The sequence below is a fragment of the Maribacter sp. TH_r10 genome, from assembly GCF_033101095.1.
Lineage (GTDB): Bacteria > Bacteroidota > Bacteroidia > Flavobacteriales > Flavobacteriaceae > Maribacter_A > Maribacter_A luteus.
Genome location: NZ_JAWMPY010000002.1, coordinates 136,982 through 155,638 on the forward strand (window position 1 = coordinate 136,982; position 18,657 = coordinate 155,638).

General features: G+C 38.3%; 13 protein-coding genes. 7 read left to right on the top strand and 6 right to left on the bottom strand.

The window, feature by feature from the left end; translation table 11 throughout:
• Nucleotides 1–110 precede the first annotated feature (110 nt).
• The 4 genes from R3X28_RS05885 (at nt 111) to R3X28_RS05900 (ending at nt 3,008) form a co-directional block, all read left to right on the top strand.
• Nucleotides 111–710: a hypothetical protein gene (locus R3X28_RS05885; RefSeq protein ID WP_154369828.1), complete on the top strand. Its 600-nt coding sequence runs from the start codon at nt 111–113 to the stop codon at nt 708–710.
• A gap of 342 nt (nt 711–1,052) precedes the next feature.
• Complete coding sequence (locus tag R3X28_RS05890; protein ID WP_317663245.1) at nt 1,053–1,460, top strand: hypothetical protein; 408 nt, start codon at nt 1,053–1,055, stop codon at nt 1,458–1,460.
• A 22-nt stretch (nt 1,461–1,482) separates the two neighbouring features.
• Nucleotides 1,483–2,034: a hypothetical protein gene (locus tag R3X28_RS05895; RefSeq protein ID WP_317663246.1), complete on the top strand. Its 552-nt coding sequence runs from the start codon at nt 1,483–1,485 to the stop codon at nt 2,032–2,034.
• Nucleotides 2,035–2,045: 11 nt separating this feature from the next.
• Entirely contained in the window at nt 2,046–3,008 is a 963-nt protein-coding gene (locus tag R3X28_RS05900) for a hypothetical protein (protein ID WP_317663248.1), read from the top strand.
• A gap of 398 nt (nt 3,009–3,406) precedes the next feature.
• Here the strand turns inward: R3X28_RS05900 and R3X28_RS05905 are convergent, their stop codons facing one another.
• The 3 genes from R3X28_RS05905 to R3X28_RS05915 form a co-directional block, all read right to left on the bottom strand.
• The gene (locus R3X28_RS05905; RefSeq protein ID WP_154369819.1) at nt 3,407–4,219 is read right to left on the bottom strand and encodes an FRG domain-containing protein; all 813 of its coding nucleotides are present in this window, start codon (nt 4,217–4,219) and stop codon (nt 3,407–3,409) included.
• A gap of 336 nt (nt 4,220–4,555) precedes the next feature.
• Nucleotides 4,556–7,792, bottom strand: coding sequence for a VPS10 domain-containing protein (locus R3X28_RS05910; protein WP_317663251.1), 3,237 nt, complete (start codon nt 7,790–7,792; stop codon nt 4,556–4,558).
• Nucleotides 7,793–7,991: 199 nt separating this feature from the next.
• Nucleotides 7,992–9,728, bottom strand: coding sequence for a M14 family metallopeptidase (locus R3X28_RS05915; protein WP_317663253.1), 1,737 nt, complete (start codon nt 9,726–9,728; stop codon nt 7,992–7,994).
• A 417-nt stretch (nt 9,729–10,145) separates the two neighbouring features.
• On the opposite strand from R3X28_RS05915, the gene R3X28_RS05920 reads away from it, so the two are divergent.
• The 3 genes from R3X28_RS05920 to glgX are packed head-to-tail and all read left to right on the top strand — an operon-like array spanning nt 10,146 to nt 15,243.
• The gene (locus R3X28_RS05920; protein WP_317663255.1) at nt 10,146–11,966 is read left to right on the top strand and encodes a pyruvate kinase; all 1,821 of its coding nucleotides are present in this window, start codon (nt 10,146–10,148) and stop codon (nt 11,964–11,966) included.
• Nucleotides 11,963–13,132 (top strand): alpha-amylase family glycosyl hydrolase, encoded by a 1,170-nt coding sequence (locus R3X28_RS05925; RefSeq protein WP_317663257.1) that lies wholly within the window; start codon nt 11,963–11,965, stop codon nt 13,130–13,132. The genes R3X28_RS05920 and R3X28_RS05925 overlap by 4 nt, the downstream gene beginning before the upstream one ends.
• A gap of 26 nt (nt 13,133–13,158) precedes the next feature.
• A complete protein-coding gene (gene glgX / locus R3X28_RS05930) occupies nt 13,159–15,243 on the top strand; it encodes a glycogen debranching protein GlgX (protein WP_317663259.1) in 2,085 nt (694 codons plus the stop codon).
• A gap of 48 nt (nt 15,244–15,291) precedes the next feature.
• Here glgX and R3X28_RS05935 read toward each other — a convergent pair whose 3' ends face one another.
• Genes R3X28_RS05935 through R3X28_RS05945 form a run of 3 tightly spaced genes read right to left on the bottom strand, consistent with a single transcriptional unit; the run spans nt 15,292 to nt 18,653 of the window.
• Nucleotides 15,292–16,488 (bottom strand): ABC transporter permease, encoded by a 1,197-nt coding sequence (locus tag R3X28_RS05935; RefSeq protein WP_317663261.1) that lies wholly within the window; start codon nt 16,486–16,488, stop codon nt 15,292–15,294.
• A complete protein-coding gene (locus R3X28_RS05940; RefSeq protein ID WP_317663263.1) occupies nt 16,485–17,672 on the bottom strand; it encodes an ABC transporter permease in 1,188 nt (395 codons plus the stop codon). Before R3X28_RS05940 ends, R3X28_RS05935 begins: the two co-directional genes overlap by 4 nt.
• A 6-nt stretch (nt 17,673–17,678) precedes the next feature.
• Nucleotides 17,679–18,653 (bottom strand): HlyD family secretion protein, encoded by a 975-nt coding sequence (locus R3X28_RS05945; protein ID WP_317663265.1) that lies wholly within the window; start codon nt 18,651–18,653, stop codon nt 17,679–17,681.
• Between the last annotated feature and the right edge of the window lie 4 nt (nt 18,654–18,657).

Sequence of the window (18,657 nt, forward strand, 5' to 3'; positions counted from 1 at the left end):
AAAAGGAACTGGAAAAATTAGAAGAACAATTAAAAGAAGGAGCTACATCCTGGTAAAGGGTTAAAAGAACTTGGTAAAAATAAAAATTGATGATAAACCTTAGATTTAAAATGAAATATCCACTAAAAACTATTGCAATAACTTTTAGCTCCTTCTTTTTATTTTCTTGTGGCGGAGATAAATCAAAAAACAAACAGATTATTCAAAAAACAGTAAAAGTAGTTAAGGAAACACCTAAAACAAACGATTTTAGAGAACACTTAAAAATGACAGAACCTGCTACAGAAACACAATTCCAAAACTGGTTACCGACCAATCTTGAAAATTTCAAAAGGGCAGAGTTTACCACATCCCGCATTTCGCAAAACGATATTGCATCTGCAGGAGCTATCTATACAGATGGAGACGGCAAAAAACTAGAACTCACCATTGTGGATGGAGCCAGCAAGGATGGTTTATTGGCAATAAACTCTCATTATATGGCTCAGACTATGAAATTTAGTAGTGAAAAATCATCTGGCTATCAAAAAACGTATGAAAACAAGGAACTCAAAGTATTGGAAACCTACGTTGAAAAAGATAATTATTATGAAGTCAAATTTTTGGTTGATATGCGCTTTGGAATAACCATAGTTAGCCTTGGAATTAACCATGATAAGCTTTGGGATGTGATTTCAACTTTGGATTTAAAATCCCTTAACGCTATGTAAGTAATTAAAAACACCTGCTAAATCAGGTCGTATTGAAATAAGAGAAGGAAACCCAACATTTAGTTTTGGTATTTCCGTAGGAGCTATTAACCATAAAGCACAATCAGTTTCTGTAAACACCGAAGACGTTGTTATTGATAAACTTCCAATGCATACAATATTGTCTTCAACAGTGTTCACAATATCTTCTTGTGGTCAAGATACCAAACAAGAATTAAAAGCAATTACACAAACTTTAAAAAATGTATATCACCAATAGAAAAAACAAGAGCATTTAAAAAAAGAGATTAATGCCTTAAATCCTTCAAAACCCATTAATGTATAAAACATATGAAATCACAAATGAAAAAAGTAGTTGTTTTGGCCCTACTATTATGGGCCGTACACCCATGTGCAAACGCCCAGGGAAAATCCTCCAAAGGGGAAAATGTGGTAGTGGTGGTGAACAAATCCAATAAGAAGCTAACCCATATTGTTCCTTTTGAAGAGGGTAATATACGTAACTTGAACAAGTTATACCCCAAAAGTACTTTCTATGCTGGTAAACTGTACCGTTCATCAAAATTCAAAAGGGCCATTACCAAAAAAAGTCAACTTAAGGGGACAGAGAATTTAAACCTCCCGCAAGGTTCGTTGGTGTCCATTAATACTGATAAACCCTTTATTCCTGGTAATCAATTCGTTCCCGGAGACCAGTTCCTTATAATGTTTGATAAGAAGAAAAAAATGGTTGTTTTAAAAGTAAGATAACCCCATCTTAAAAACTTTGGTAATGAATATTCCAACCTCAAAATTAAAAAGCTGCTTGCTATATATTTTCATAGTAGGTATACCAATGGTTGTTGTTTCGTGCAAAGATGCCCAAAAGCAAGAGGCCAACACTTCGGTAAATAACCTCAATGGAAACTATGCAGTAGAAGTTTCAATGGAAAACCAAGTATTTCACATTCAGCAAGAAAGCCTATTGCCCGTAAAGACCATATTTACAAAAGACAGCATCTTACTATTATTCAGGGAAGAGGAAAACCCATTTCAGCTCAATTTGAACCTTACCCATACCGATATTTTGGTTGCCCAAAATGCAAAATATAGTATTCCGGACGAAAATGCCGGAAAAATCAAAGTAGACCTGAACTTTTTCAATTCCGACAGGAATACAAAAAGTATAAATAAACGAATCATATTCAGAAAAGGAATCATTAAAATTGATAAATTGACTGAAAACGAATTGGACATGACTTTTAAGGGAGAAGGCAGTGGAATAACCGAACGCGACAATAATTTTCTTATTTCCGGTAAAATAAAAGCAACATTTACCCAATAACATTAAAGCAAATGAAAACAACACTTAAAACAATAAGCCTATCAGTGCTTGTATGTATAGTAGTTAATTGTAAGCAGAATAACAAGCAATCTGGTACAGTTGAAGAGGACCCAGTAGTAACTGAATCAGTCAGTATGTCGAAAAATGCAATCAGGGTTACAACCCGTAGCATGGAATTTCAATCGGTGGATACCATTTCTTCTGGGTGGAACACCTTTGTTTATGATAACCTGTCAAATGAGACCCATTTTTTTTTATTGGATCAATATCCTGAAGGTAAAACTATTAAAAACACGATTACCGATGTAGCCCCCGTTTTTGAAGATGGAATGGATTTAATCAATATGGGGAAATCAGAAGAAGGCTTTGGAGCATTTGGTAATCTGCCTGCTTGGTATTTTGATATTGTTTTTAGTGGTGGATCAGGTCTAATCTCACCTAAACATACAGCAGTGAGTACCTTAAAATTAGACCCCGGTTATTATGTTATGGAGTGCTACGTAAAAATGCCAAACGGTAAATTCCACACTCTTATGGGCATGGCCAAACCACTCATAGTTACAAAAGAAGCTAGTGGTCAAGAACCCCCACAAGCGACTATTAATATCATACTTTCAGGAGAAGAAGGTATAAGTTGGGACCAACCTATCACCCAAGGTAGACACACTTTCTCGGTCTTTGTAAAAGACCAAAAAGCACACGAGAATTTTATTTGGCACGATATTAATATCGCACGATTGGATTCCCATGCAGATATTGAGGCCTTGGAGAAATGGATGGACTGGTCGCACCCCAAAGGGCTTATCACTCCAGCTCCCAATGGTGTAACATTTCTTGGAGGTGTAAATGATATGCCGTCCGGTAGTACGGGTTATTTTACAGTTGATTTAGAGCCAGGGAAGTATGTTTTTATTTCTGAAGTACCCAATTCAAAAGAAAAAGGCCTCTTGAAGACCTTTGAAATCAAGGACTGATTAATACAAAATTTTATTGATGTTGTGATTACATAGTTTGTTTGCCTAGGTAAAGCATTTTTTTGAATATTTAAAAAAAGACGAAAACGGAAAGGATAAATTTGTATTGGTTATATGGCTGGCTTATATGAATTGAATTTTTTTTGGTATTGGGTGATTTCTATAGGTTAATATGCAAAAGATGCGCAAAATTCACCTCTGAATGTACCATTTTGAAACAAGTTTTGATTTTAGTCAACCACTCAAAATTAAACCTGTACATAACTGATAGTTATAATAAAGTGATGGTAAAAATAGTTTTAGATTCCTGTGAAAAGAAAACCGTAAAAATAAAGATAGACTTTGATGTCATATTAATCTTTCAACATTTTTTGGCTGATCTTACTCATAACACCCTATTAGATTTTGTTCTTGTCACTATACCATCTTTTCAACCATTTGGAAATACCTTCCAACCCGGGATAAATAATTCTTTCGGTAATGTTCGCTTGGTCGAGTTTATCGCGTATTTCCCACTTTAATCCTGAAGGGATAATTACCTTTTTTAAATATTTGGGATGTTTTTTAAGCCACTCCAATGGATTGGAATCCGGATCCAACATAAACGAAAAAAGGGCGAATTGGTTTATGATGCGATCATCGAGGGATGGTGGCTCAAAAAATATCATGGTATTTGCATTCCTACTCGAAAAATCATAGAGTTCCTCCAAAGAATTGCCTATGGTTTGTTTCAATTCCTTTGAGCTAAAATAAAATATGTCCTTGTTGAAAATAGGTGTTTTAAGCTCTTCCGGCAGTTCTTCCCTTAGTGCTATATAGTTCACCATCCATATGGCTCCGTCCATATCATAAGTGTCCATGTCCTCCGTTAAAAAATGTAAGGCAACATTTGGGGAGTGGGTCCAGTCGATCAGTCTAGTGGGTAGTCCGTGGTGTTGTCCTAAGGAAAACCAGTTCCAAAGATTGTTATTGTCATCGATCAAGGTATTTATCGGAGAGTACTTCTTAAAGTTTCGGATCATGGTACCTTCAACCTTTGAGGGTTTTCTTCCCATTCTTTGCAGGCTTGGCTCTAATCCAAATTCGGCATTATGAACACCCCTATAGGCATAAGGTGATCTAAACCTATCAATTTTATTGTCCTTTTCATTGAATAAAAATTCTTGTAGTTCTATCCAATTTTTTGGTTCAAATAGCTCAAAATCTGTCATTTCACTAATAATTTTATGGTGCACCCAAACAGGGTACTATTCTTATTAACAGCTCTAAAACCACTAAATGTTTGCATGCATTGTATTGGCATTGTGTTTTATCCATAAAGATGACCAATTTTTGGGGCTCTAGGAGCATACCGAATAACCGGTTTTGAAGTTAGTTTTTTTATGGATACGTATTACCAAACGGTTAAGTTTTTTTCAGTAGTCCCAGTGGTTTAAAAACTTTTAAAGTCCTTCAAATTTAAAAGGCAAAATCCATTAAATACGAATTGTAAAAAGAAAAAGCCCGAATACTATATTCAGGCTTTTTTATAATCTTGTGGTAAGGGTTTAATTCTTGATTAATCCTTGTCCTTCTACCCAAGGGGCTCCCGTTTTCTTCAAATCACTTTCAAGTCCTGGGAGTGTAGAATCAATGATAGGCAGTAATTTATTTTTTACCATCTTGAGTTGATTCTGTACGCGGTTCAAGAAACCTTTATGCTCTTCCGTTGGACCGTAGGTATTGCCCAAAGCCCTCCAGCTAATCGAATTACCTTCACGAGCCGTAGGATTAGATCGTTCCCCGATTTCTCCCTTTATTTTGTCGCCGTTAAGCTCTTTATCAATATCCAACAAGGTATTTTTCACTGTATTTAATCGTTTATACAAATCATCGGTAGGCGACGTTGCCTTATTCAAGGCCCTTAACATGGCATCAACGGTTTGCTGACTGGTTGATAATGCTGTGCTGGTTGCCGTTAAATCTTGCTGAAATGCAAAAGCAGCTTCCCGGAACGAATCCATTTCCTCAAATGATTTTCTAGGTAAGGCCCCTTCGAACAAGGGGGCTACTTTGAAGGTCTCCGGTCCTTGTAAAACGGTATTGATACCATTGACCCGTTTGGTCAAAGTCACGGAATACTCCCCGGGGGTAACCATTACGCCACCCCTACGAAAACCTCTTCGCCCTTCTGGAGCCTTTAATCGCTCTCCACTTTTACTCGGATAACTTAAGTTCCAATTTACGCGGTTAAATCCTTTTTTGTTGGATCCCTTCACTGTATTGATTACGTTTCCTTGAGCATCTTTAATTACCAAAAGTATTGATGGCCCATCTTGTCTACTTTCCTCTTCAAGAGCATCCCATCCTGGGAATTTGGCAGTTCCTTTTTTCTCTTTTTCCCTCCTGAGGTCTGTTTTTGATTTTATCTTATCTGCCATGTAATAAGTGAAATTGGCCCCGAAAGGAGGATTTTTTGCAATCCACTCAGCATCACCTTGACTTCCTATCCTATTGGATTGTTTGTACCACTCAACCGGTTTTATGGGAAAGAGCTTTGCTTCAGTAGACTCCAAGCTTTCATCAAAATCCCGTAAAGGAGAGATATCGTCCAAAATGAATATTCCCCTACCGAATGAACCGGCAACCAAATCATTTTCACGTCTTTGTATGGTAATATCCCGAATGGGAATGGTTGGCATTCCACCCTCTAATTCCATCCAGTTTTTACCTCCATTTAAAGTAGCATAGACTCCGAATTCGGTGGCGGCAAATAATAGATCTTTCTTTACGTGATCTTGTACCAGTCTCCAGATCAATAATCTATTGGGAAGATCCCCGTTGATCAAAGACCAAGACTTTCCTTTGTCAGTACTTTTGATAATGTAAGGTTTATAATCACCATACTTATGGTTATCCAAGGCCGCGTATACAACGTTGGCATCAAAAAGATCGGCGCGAACATCGTTCACAAAGGGTGTAGTGGGTAATCCTTTTATGGTATTCAAAGTGAATTTTCTCCAATTTGCACCTCCGTCTTCCGTTACTTGAATGAGTCCATCATCGGTACCAGCGTAAATCAAACCTTCTTGTTTTGGTGATTCGGCTAAGGAAGTAATGGTATTATAATTTGACATTGCGCCTATGTCCCAAGCATTATCCCAACTTTGGGATGTACCGTAATAAGGAAAGTCCATCCTTTCCTGGTTCAAGGTAAGGTCTGTTGAAATCGGTTTCCAGGAATCGCCCCTGTCTTCTGATTTCCAAACCCGTTGCGAAGCAAAATATAATCTTTTTGGGTTATGTGAACTCACTAGAATTGGAGCATCCCAATTAAAACGTTCAAAGGGATCACCCTCTCTTGCTTGGGGCTGAATAAATACGGTTTCCCTTGTTTTACTATCTATACGCCATAAGGCACCTTGTTGGAACTCTCCATAGGTAATATCGGGATTTCCAGGCTCAGTAGCCGTTTGGGCCCCATCAGCCCCAAGTGTTTTCCACCAGTCGGCACTTGCAATACCATCAGAACTAATGGTTCTCGACGGACCGCCTTGTGAACCATTATCTTGTGTGCCACCATAAACATTGTAAAAAGGTTCGGCATCATCGACCGCAATTTTAAAAAATTGGGTGATCGGCAAGTTTCGTACATATTTCCAACTACCCGTATTGTCAAAACTTTCATAAAGACCACCATCGGTACCGATCAATAAATAATTAGGGTCGGATTTCTTAAAAACCAAAGCATGACTGTCACTATGTTGGTTTGATCTACTCATGAAGGTAAAGGTTTTTCCATGATCTGTTGAAACCAAGGCACTGTTATTCATAAGATAAAGCGTTCCTTCTTTATGTGGGGAAGCTATTAATTCCTGATAATAGTGTGGCCCGGTACCACCAGAAACGGCATCTGATTGTTTAGACCAAGATGCACCCCCGTTCCATGTTATAAAAACACCGCCCTTTTTTCGGTCCAATTCGATGGCCGCATAAATAACCTGTGAATCGAAGGGAGACATGGCCAAGCCGATTTTACCGAGATTGGATTTTGGAATACCATTTTTAAGGGGTTCCCATGTTTCCCCGCCATCGGTACTTTTATGAAGTCCCGATCCAGGGCCACCCCCTAAATAACCCGCTACTGTTCTGTGTCTTTGCCATGTAGCGGCATAGAGTATATCCGGGTTGTTCGGGTCGATAAGCATATCAGTTGCACCCACCCATTCGGTATCCCCTAAGGTACGTTCCCATGTTTCCCCACCATCGGTGGTTTTAAAGACGCCTCGGTCTCCCCCTTTACTCCAAAGAGGTCCTTGGGAAGCTGCCCAAACTATATTCGAATTGGTCGGGTGAACTATGATTTTTGATAAGTGTTCGGAATTTTTCAATCCCATATTCTTCCAAGTCTTACCGTCGTCATGACTTACATAAATGCCATCACCAAAGCCGGCATGTCGCCCACCAACATTTTCACCGGTCCCTACCCAAATGGTATGTGGGTTATTGGGGTCAATGGTTACGCACCCTATGGAATAGGAGGGTTGATCATCAAAAAGGGATGCCCATGTGGTTCCTGAATTCATGGTTTTCCAGACCCCACCAGATCCAACGGCCACATACCAAATGTTTTCATTTTCAGGATGAATTGCAATATCGGCGATTCTGCCAGAGGCCATTGCCGGACCAATATTTCTAAATTCCAATCCCGTTAACGGGTTTTTGGATTTCTCTTGGGCACTTAGGTTAAAAGCAAAGCAGAATGTAATTGAACAGAGCAATGCAAACTTGATGACATTTTTCATTTAAGGTTGGTTTTAGTTCTTTACTCGGTGGAATTTTATCAAATGACAGAATAATTCTAAAACTACAAAAAATGGGACTAAATGTTATGGCTCCTAGGTTAGTGGGTTTGAAATTAACGCATAATTAACATTTGAAAATCAACGATATACAGTAGTTTGATTTTAGCTTTTTTAAGATTCCCATAATGAACAATGTGATTTAATCCATTATCCTAAATACTGGATATTGTAAATGTGCTTTTTCATAATATTCGGTATGTTTATGTATCCAGTCCAGTTGTGCGTACCAATTTTTGGCAAATTCCTTATCCTTCGATTTTTTTGCGGTGAAAGCAGATGACAATTCGGGATTGTCGTCCAGAATTTCAAGAGCTTTATCTTCCCAAACATAGGGTGAGAATCCTTCTTTCTGTTGAAGAACGGTATCGAAAAAATTCCAATTAAAGAAAGAATCCGGGGCCTGGGGTTCCAAAGTTTCAATCAAATACCTAAAAGCATATTGATCGGTATAGATAAGATAATCCCCTTTGGCGAACTGCATTATGGTATGGTTTTTCTCCACTCTGGTGTCATAATGCATATAGTGGCCCTCATAAGGGGTTTTCCTGGTTTGGTAACTTTCTATTTTATAAGACTCAACGTTGATTGTGGAGTCTTTTTTTAATGTTGTCATTTCAACTGAATTTTTTTTCAATAGGTTAATGACGTTAAACCAACCTTGTGGAATTATGTACGCTTTTGGTACATTAACTGTAATTTTTGCTTTAAAGTAATTTTGATATTTTACTTTTTGGTTAAAGGGCTTTGTCCTGTCATATTTTAATCGGTTTAATCCGGTAATGTCACTTTTGATTATATCCCCTTTAAAACCCTTAAAATCTAAAGTAGAGGTCATTGTTGTGTCAACCTCCCAATCTAAAGGGTAACTTTCACGGTGTTGGTCTTCAATAAAGGCGTTTTTTCTTAATTCTGATATCTTACTGCCATTTTCTTCGGTAATCTCCAACATGCTTTTCATAAGCTCATAGGTGCCTTCTACCCGCTGTTTATAGGGTTTGAGCATGTGGGTTTCCACCATCATTCCCAGTGTATTGAACAGTGTAGAGTAACCCGAGGAATAACGAGGGTAATCCATAAACTGTGAAAACCCGTTTTCGGGTACTTGATTAAAGACATTTACATAAGGTGTAATATCCCAATCTTTTTCTGCTAATTTCCGTTCCAATTCCGGCATCATTCCGGTATGTAAATAATTGCCTAATTCCCCACCAAGTTTATTGTGCTGTGTAAACAAATGGGTAAGGGTATATTGATAATCCGCACCATTACTAACGTGGTTGTCAATAAAAACATCAGGTTTCACCAAATGAAAAATTCGGGCAAAGGTCCGTGCATTTTTGGTGTCACTTTTGATAAAATCACGATTTAAATCGTAATTTCTGGCATTGCCTCTAAAACCGTACTCTTTTGGTCCGTTTTGATTGGTACGGGACGTTGAATTTCGGTTCAGGCTACCTCCAACATTATATATGGGAATGGTGGCCAAAACAGTATTTTCAGGTTTGTTGATTTTACCTTGCACTATATCCCTAAAAAACATCATGGTAGCATCAATACCGTCTGGTTCTCCAGGATGTATACCGTTGTTGATTAAAATAATGCGTTTTGTTTTTCTTATTTCGGAAAAATTAAATTTTAAATCAGGGTTAAGGGTTATTAAATATAAGGGTTTACCAGAGTCGGTCATGCCCATACTATCACAAGAAATTTCGGGATAAGTTTCAGCTAGAATATTATAATACTTTATGACTTGTTGGTAGGTGGCAGTTTCTAACCCTCCTGTTTTTTCAAAATGAGTCTCAAAATCGTAATTTGAAGGATCCTTTGAAGTATTACAAGCAGTCAAACAAATCAATAAACAAAAAAATACTCTCATAAAAATTGGCTAATTACTTTATAAAACTACAATTTTTAAAGAAGAAATTGTTTTGGGTTCAATAACTTTAAGAACAATAGCTTCAATAAGCAATATACTGATTTAAGTAGATGATTATAATGGTTAGATTTATAGTTTGTTGGGTTGTTATTTTATGATAATTCATATAAGAAATTGATGCCCGGGTTATCGTTTCTGACTTGGATGAAAAATAGTCGGGTATTGTAGTTCACGTGTATTTCTAGGATGATTTTTCCAAATCAATATATTTAGGAAAATGGTCACTAAATTGGATTTTGCATTTGTTTTCAAAGAAAGACGAAAACTTTAAATTAAGATTATGACCAATGTCATAAAATGCTGGAAACCTATGAATATATTTGTATAGGAATAACAGCGTATGCAAAAAGGGGAAATATGAAATTAAAGACTGAGAAAATAAAGGAGCTGATCGCACAGATTGAAACCATAATCATTGCGGTACAGCAAGAAGAAAACGAAGCGGAAGGTCTTTTAAGTCAGATTCACCCCGACTACCATAAAAGTGCAAGGAACTTAATCCACTATAATGCCTTTAGGAAATTTGACCTTAGGGATATCCAAAAAAAATTACAGAATCTAGGTTTAACAAGACTTGCAAAAGCAGAAGGACATTTAATGTCGAGTTTATTAAAAACCAGGTTCATCTTATATAGTCTTATTGGAGAACTGCCCGCCGAAAATCTGAAAGCAGGATTATCGATAAAAAACGGTAAAAGACTTTTAACGAACCATACCAAAGAGTTATTGGGAAATCGCTCCAAAGGTAGAAGGGTTAGGATAATGGTAACCTTACCCACACAAGCCGCTTATGATTATCAAATGGTACATAATATGGTTCTGAACGGAATGAACTGTGCACGAATCAACTGTGCCCATGATAATCCGGCCATTTGGGAACAAATTATCCAGAATGTAAAAACCGCCTCTGAAACATTGAAAAGAAAGGTGAAGATTACGATGGACCTTGCAGGGCCAAAAATTAGGACAGGAAGTATAATACCCGGTCCCAAGGTGCGTAAATTTTCCCCTAAACGAAATGAAAGTGGAGTAGTGGTAAATCCGGCATTACTTGTATTGGTTCCTGAATTAAAAGATACCTCTGAACCCAATGCATTACCCGTGGGTTTGGGTTGGCTACAGAAATTGGAGCTTGGTGATAAATTCACATTGAAAGACACCCGAGGTAAGCAACGTAAATTAAAAGTGGTAAAAGTAGGGGAACAGCAAGTATTGTTACATTGTAATAAAACATCCTATATAAGTACCGGTACCATTCTAAAATGCCGAAATAGGGAAATACCGGATGGGGTAATAGGGGAATTGCCTGCCATTGAACAGTCGATTTTATTGATGACCAATGATATTCTTACAATTACCAAGGGCGACACATTCGGTTATCCCGCAAAATTCGATGAGGAAGGTAATCTTATAGAACCGGCCAGCATATCTTGTCAACTTCCCGAGGTTTTTGATCGGATAAAGAAAGGGGAAACCATTTTATTCGATGATGGTAAGATAGAAGGAAGGGCCGAAAATGTATATCCGGACCGTATTGATCTACGAATCGTTCGCGCCAATGAGAACGGATCTAAATTAAAGGCGGAAAAGGGAATGAACTTCCCGACCACATATCTCGGAATAAGTGGGTTGACCGAAAAAGATAAAATAGATCTAAAATTCGTTGTTGAGCATGCCGATGTTGTTAATTTTTCCTTCGTCAACTCTAAAAAGGATGTTGAGGAATTATTGACGGAATTGGAAAAATTGAATGCGATCGACAAATTGAGCATAATCTTGAAAATAGAAACCCGATTCGCTTTTGATAATCTGTTTGAGATACTACTTTCGGCCATGAAGGTCAAATATATCGGGGTAATGATCGCGAGGGGAGATCTTGCGGTAGAAACGGGTTGGGATGCCATAGGAAAGGTGCAAGAAGAAATATTGACCTTATGTGGAGCAGCACATGTTCCCGTGGTTTGGGCCACTCAAGTTTTAGAGAGTTTTGCGAAAAAAGGGTTGCCATCAAGGGCAGAAATTACTGATGCAACGGCCTCATTGAAGGCAGAATGTGTAATGTTGAACAAAGGCCCTTACATAAATGATGTATTGCTACTTTTGAATAAAATACTATCGCATATGGAGCAGTTTCATGAAAAAAATGAAAAGATGCTCCCAAGGATGGAAAAACTATGAGTACTACGGAATGGTTCAGGAAAGCCGTGATCTACCAAGTGTTCATTGATAGGTTCAATGGCTTTGAAAAGACAGAAAACAAACCCGAATTCCTCGGTGGAAATCTCAATGGGGTAATTGGGAAACTCGATTACTTTGAGAGTTTGGGCATCAATGTTATATGGCTTTCCCCTTTTTATGAATCCTTGAATTACCATGGGTACCATATAACTGATTATAAAAAAGTGGATCCACATTTTGGTTCAATGGAAGATCTTCAAAGACTGATCCATGAAGCGCATAAAAGAGGGCTTTATGTTATAGCTGATTTTGTTCCCAACCATTGTTCCCATGAACACCCTTTCTTTAAAGATGCGCGTCAGCATAGACATAGTAAGTATTATGATTGGTTCATTTTTGAACATTGGCCAGATACTTATCGTTGTTTCCTGGATTTTGGTGAGTTGCCCAAACTTAATTTAAATAATGTAGGGGCAAGGGATTACATGATCAATGTCGCCGACTATTGGATGTCCTTAGGACTCGATGGCTTTAGAATAGATCACGCCATAGGGCCATCACATAAATTTTGGAAAGTATTCAGGAAAAGGATGAAGGCCAAATATCCCCATGCTGTGTTCATTGGTGAGGTTTGGTGCGAAGGTTTGGAGAAAAAGCTTATTAAGACTACAGGTTTAAGGAACAAAACGCTGAAAAGGAAATTTGGAATATCACAGGAAGGGATTCAGTTGGAGTACCATGGAGAATTGGATGGGGTGTTGGACTTTGCCCTCAACAAAATGATAGTGGAAGCAGTTGAGAATGGGGTTGATCTCTTATCAAGCAAAAAGCTGAAATCCAAAATCAAAAAGCACTTTAAGCGCATACCTTCCGATTATCATATGGTTACTTTTTTGGATAACCATGATATGAACCGGTTTTTATTGCATTGTAAGGGTGATGTTCAAATTATGCTACAGGCATTTGAGTTGTTACTTTCTTTAGGACATCCCGTAGTTATTTATTATGGTACCGAAAATTGCACCTACAACAGATCCCCTATCAATGGGTCGATTCCCCATTCAGATTTAGCGGTCAGGGAACCAATGGATTGGAACGCCATTGATCATGAATTTTTAGAGGGATTTAAAAATTTGATTGCAAAATATAGAACACAAGCGAATTGATTGTTTTGAAAACTTCTAGGAAAATAATGAAAGGTTGGCCATACCCGATTGGGGCATCAATCAAGGGCAATGGGGTTAATTTCAGTATTTATTCCAAGAACAGTACTGCTGTAGAATTGTTGTTGTTCACTGATCCAGACGATACTGAACCCAATGAAACAATTGTTTTTGATAATAAACTGAATAGAACGGAATCGTACTGGCATGTTTTCGTTCCGGGGTTAAAGGCCGGTCAAATCTATGGCTATAGAATATATGGGCCTTTTCGTCCTGAAAAGGGATATCTATTTGATTCCCAAAAAGTACTGTTGGATCCCTATAGCAAACTGGTTGTGCTTCCTAAAACGTATCAACGTGAGTTAGCTGAGAAACCTGGTAATAATCAAGCCAGCGCTATGAAAAGTGTCGTGGTAGATACCAGCACGTATGATTGGGAAGAAGATCGTTGTCCCCGTCATTCCTTTGTTCAGACCATAATCTATGAACTCCACGTAAAAGGGTTTACACGGCATCCCAATTCTGGGGTAGTGGAAGGGAAGAGGGGAACCTATGCCGGATTGATAGAGAAAATCCCCTATTTAAAAGATTTGGGAATTACGGCCGTAGAATTACTACCTGTATTCCAGTTCGATAATCAAGATGCCCCTCCAGGCAATAAGAATTACTGGGGATATAGTCCCGTTTCTTTCTTTGCCCCACATAGGGCATATAGTTCGCGTAAAGATATTTTGGGCCCGTTGGATGAATTCCGTGACATGGTAAAGGCCTTGCACAAGGCCGATATAGAGGTAATTCTCGATGTAGTTTACAACCACACCAGTGAAGGCGACCAAAATGGGCCGACATTATGTTTTAAAGGGGTTGAAAACAAGGCATATTATCTACTTAACACGGATGGGACCTATGGGGATTATTCTGGCTGTGGCAACACCATAAACGCTAATCATTCCATTGCCCGAAGAATGATTTTGGACAGTCTGCGTTTTTGGGTTTCCGAAATGCATGTTGACGGATTCCGTTTTGATCTGGCTTCTGTTTTATCAAGGGATGAGTATGGAAACCCCTTGCAGAGTCCACCCATACTTTGGGAGATCCAATCCGACCCGATCCTTGCGGGAACCAAACTCATAGCCGAAGCTTGGGATGCGGCCGGACTTTATCAAGTTGGTAATTTCATAGGCGATAAATGGAAAGAATGGAATGGAAAGTTCCGGGATGACGTTCGCAGTTTTATTCGGGGAGATGAAGGTTCAATATCGAATTTCGCATCCAGGATATTGGCTAGTCCTGATCTCTATGGGCATAAAAACCAGCCCGCGGATACCAGTATCAATTTTATTACCTGTCATGATGGCTTTACCCTTAATGATTTGGTAAGCTATAATGAAAAACACAATAGGGCAAACGGGCAAGATAATCGTGATGGTACCAACCACAATCTGAGTTATAATTTTGGGGAGGAAGGTCCATCGACCGATCCAGCGATTGTACGGATAAGGGAACAACAAATAAAGAATTTTTTGGCGGTAACGCTGCTTTCTTATGGTACGCCCATGATCTTGATGGGGGATGAGGTTAGAAGAACCCAGAAAGGCAATAACAATGCCTATTGTCAAGACAATGAAATAAGTTGGTTTGATTGGGATTTGCTTAAAAAGAACGCTTCACTCTACCGATTTGTACGTCTTTTGAACGGTTTTAGATTGAACACCAATTTAAGTGAAGCTGACGATGCATTGCCATTAATGGAATTTCTTCAAACTAAAAGGCAGATTGATTGGAGCGGTGTTCATTTAGGGAAACCCGATTGGAGCGCTACATCACATAGCTTGGCAGGTACCGTTAGATCCAATAAAAAAGATTCTGTATTGTTTCTGGCCTGCAACGCGTACACCGAGGATATGAATTTTGAAATTCCGGATTCCCACGATTTTAATAAAATGAACTGGTTTCGTATTATCGATACTTCCTTGCCTTCACCGGATGATATCGTATTACTTGAAAATGCGGAAATTGTAGAGGGGGATTCCTATTTGGTAAAAGCCAGATCGGTCGTTTTTCTTATAGCGCCTTCCAGTTCTTGGTTTGCAGATTTTTATTCTAAAATATAATTCCTATACATAACATTAAGTTTATAGGTTTAGTTTGTTTACGGGCAATTACACCTGTTGAGCCCTATCAGGAACCATTTCTTTTATAACCATTTTCTTTTGTAGATGACGAAACCTGAGGAAGGCGGCCACATAACCTATCAAGAGTAAAAGAAGCAAATGAACTATTTCATTGGTGTACAAGAGATGGTCTACACCCATAATGGCATGTTTCTTTATAAAAACGAAAAATGGCTGTAACGGAATAAGTTTTGAAACAAATTGTAAAAGCAAAGGCATTTGGTCAAGAGACCAAGTAATCCCCGTTATTAAAAAAACAGGATAGGATGTAAAAGCCATTATTTCCATGGCTATTGCCTGTGATTTAAAGAAAGACGATATGAACCAGCCGTACAATATCGTTGCTGTAAAAAACACGAGGGAAACACCGATCAATGCAAAGAAATTACCCTTTATTGGGAGGTTAAAATATGGAAAAGCCACTGCAAAGGTAAATAACATATAGGCAGAATATAGCAGAAGATAAAACCCTAGCTTACCTATTATATAATTAAGGAAGTTATCATTACTTTCTTTAAAACTTATCTGCATTACCCCTTTTTTACGGTCAGAAGCAATACCCTCCGAAAGACCTATCAGCAAGGTTTGGTGCAAGATCAAAATCAAAAGGGCCGGTAACAGGAAATCCCCGTAATTATTGGTCGAATTGTAGACTGCATTTATTTGGGTAGTTATGGGGTTGGCCTTCAATTCGGCAAATGAGGGGTTTAAACCTTTCGATTCAAAGAATTTTTTACGCGATTCAAAAGCGTATTCCAGAGCTACTAAATTTACCGCTTTGTTAATATCGTTTGAGGATAAGAATTTCGTATTGTTCAATATGAGTCCAATTGGGGAACTTTCATTTTTCTTGAGCTTTTTCTCAAAATTCTTGGGTATGCTCACAATCCCTTGAATTTCGAATTTCGACATTCCGTCCTCAGCTTCCGAAAGACTTGTATAACTATGTGTAATATCAACCTTTTGGGTCGCATTGATCTTGTTCAAAAATGACTTGCTGCTTTTTGTCAGGTCTAAATCAACAACACCTACACTTACTTTTTCCTCATCCTTTTTTATATAGGTTGATCCCATTAGGACAAAATAGAGAATGGGGGCGGCCAATAATACCAACAAGATACTATGGTCGTTAAGGACCAGTTCAGCTTCCTTCTTGATTAATTTCCAAATTAGGCCTAGATTCATAATGTTGCTGTCTTTGGAGTAAGAAATATTTTCTTCCTATTAATAAAGAGCCCTATGGCTATCATGCATAATCCTATTAAAAGAAATAACAGGAGTTTCCAAACTTCCGGCCAGATGAAGTTTAAGGGAGTGTCTATTTGATATAGTTTCAGAAAAGCCGTTAAAAAATGGGTATAAGGTATTATTTGGGCATAAATGGTGTTTGGCCATGGCATAGCCCAAATGGGAAAGGTAAAGCCACTGAAAACAAAGGCCGGTGAATTATAGAAAATGGCGGCATCTAGGGCTATGATTTCATCTTTTACAATTAAGGAAAGCCCAAACCCCATTAAAATGTTCACAGTGAGAAAAAGTAATAATAAGGTGAAAATATTCAGGAAACTACCATAAATAGGAATTCCGAAAATCGGGAATACCATGGCAAAAATCAAACCGCACAGACTAAGTGCGTATATCATGAACGCAAAGTATTTACCCAAAATCATGGTGCCTATATTCCCTTCGGAAATAGAATAAAGTTCGGTATAGGTCTTTTTCTTCCATTCGCGGTTAAAGGCCCTTGCCGATGCTAGGAAAATGATCATTTGTAATAATACCGTCGTCAATCCGGGGAGTAAATAATATACATAATTGTATTGAGGATTGCCTAAAACCCTGGTGTTGATGTCTATAGGTAGTATGGTACCCATTATTTTATTCGGGTCTATTCCCAGAGGAGCTATTCTTTTTGCCACGATTGCACCACTAAGGGTTTGTGTAACCTCTAGGGCTGATTTGTACAATAAGTTTCCGAAAACTATATTGGTGGAATTGGTATAAATCCTGATTTGCGTCGGAACGCTCTTCAGAATGTTCTTATGAAAATCCTGCGGAATGTAGAATACACCTTGAACCCCTTTTTCAACAAAAGCATTTTCTAGGGCATCGGTAGACGACAGGTAATGGGTTACTTGTAGACTAGGTGAAGATTCTAAAAATCGGATATAGGTTCGGCTTAAGGTACTGTTGTCATTATCATAAACCGCGATGGGTACTTCCCTTAATGCCCCTTTATAATATATGGAACCCAATACAAAGAACACCACTATCGGAATAATAATGAATAGGTTCCTCACAGATTTCTCTTGGGACAAACGCAATAGTTCCCGTCTAAAAACTCGATATACAGGCCAATTCCTTAACATAATGGCTTATTTGTAAATCTGTATGGACATGCCAGGACGTAATTCCTCGATACGTTCTTGGGGTTTAAGATGTACTTCAAAGGTTTTAAGTTCAAATTGTCCCTTGGCTTTTACCGGAACCCATGTTGCAAAATCTGCCATAGGCGAAATGTAAGTTACTTTGAACTCAACCGTTTCATTACCTAATCCGGGCACTTTTGCTTTATGGGTTTGACCAATTTTGAAATCTGCCAGATTATCTTCCCTTACATTGAAGATAGCATATATTTTTTCCGGCCTTTGAATGGTCAAAATAGGATACCCTGCTGCCATTACTTCCCCTTCTTCCGCAATTTGGTTGCTAATGATTCCTGCTGTAGGGGCGGTAATCTGTAATTCATCATAAAAGGCCTCAACCTCCTTATAGGCACCTTTGGCACTTTCATAACTACCGTAAGCTGCTCTGATATCTTCTTTCCGTGCCCCGCTTTTTGCCATCTCCCAAATGGATTTTGCGGCATTCATCTGTTCTTTGGCCGCATCGTATTTAAACTGAAGTTCATCCATTTCCTGTTTAGAAATAATATTGTCCGCATACAAAGCCTGATATCTCTGGTATGTTTTTTCCGCAAAATCAAATTGGCTTTTTGCCATTTGATATTGGTTTTTCAATGCATTGATTTCTTCTGTTCGCGCACCGAATTCTGCTTTGTCTACCAAAGAACGTGCTGCCTTGACCATACCTTCTGCCTGACCTTTTTTCGCATCAAGGATGTCAGGTTCCAAAGTCGCCAGCACCTGTCCTTTTTCAACGGTCTGCCCTTTTTCTATGATAATGGTATGCACCCTTCCAGCAATTTCCGAAGAAACACTTACCTCTGTGGTTTCCAGGATTCCCGAATATATCTCAGGTTTAGAGGTATTGGCCCGTATTATCAAGAATACAATTGAAAAAAGGATAATCAGTACTGGTATGCCTAATGTGATATAAGATTTTTTCACAGTC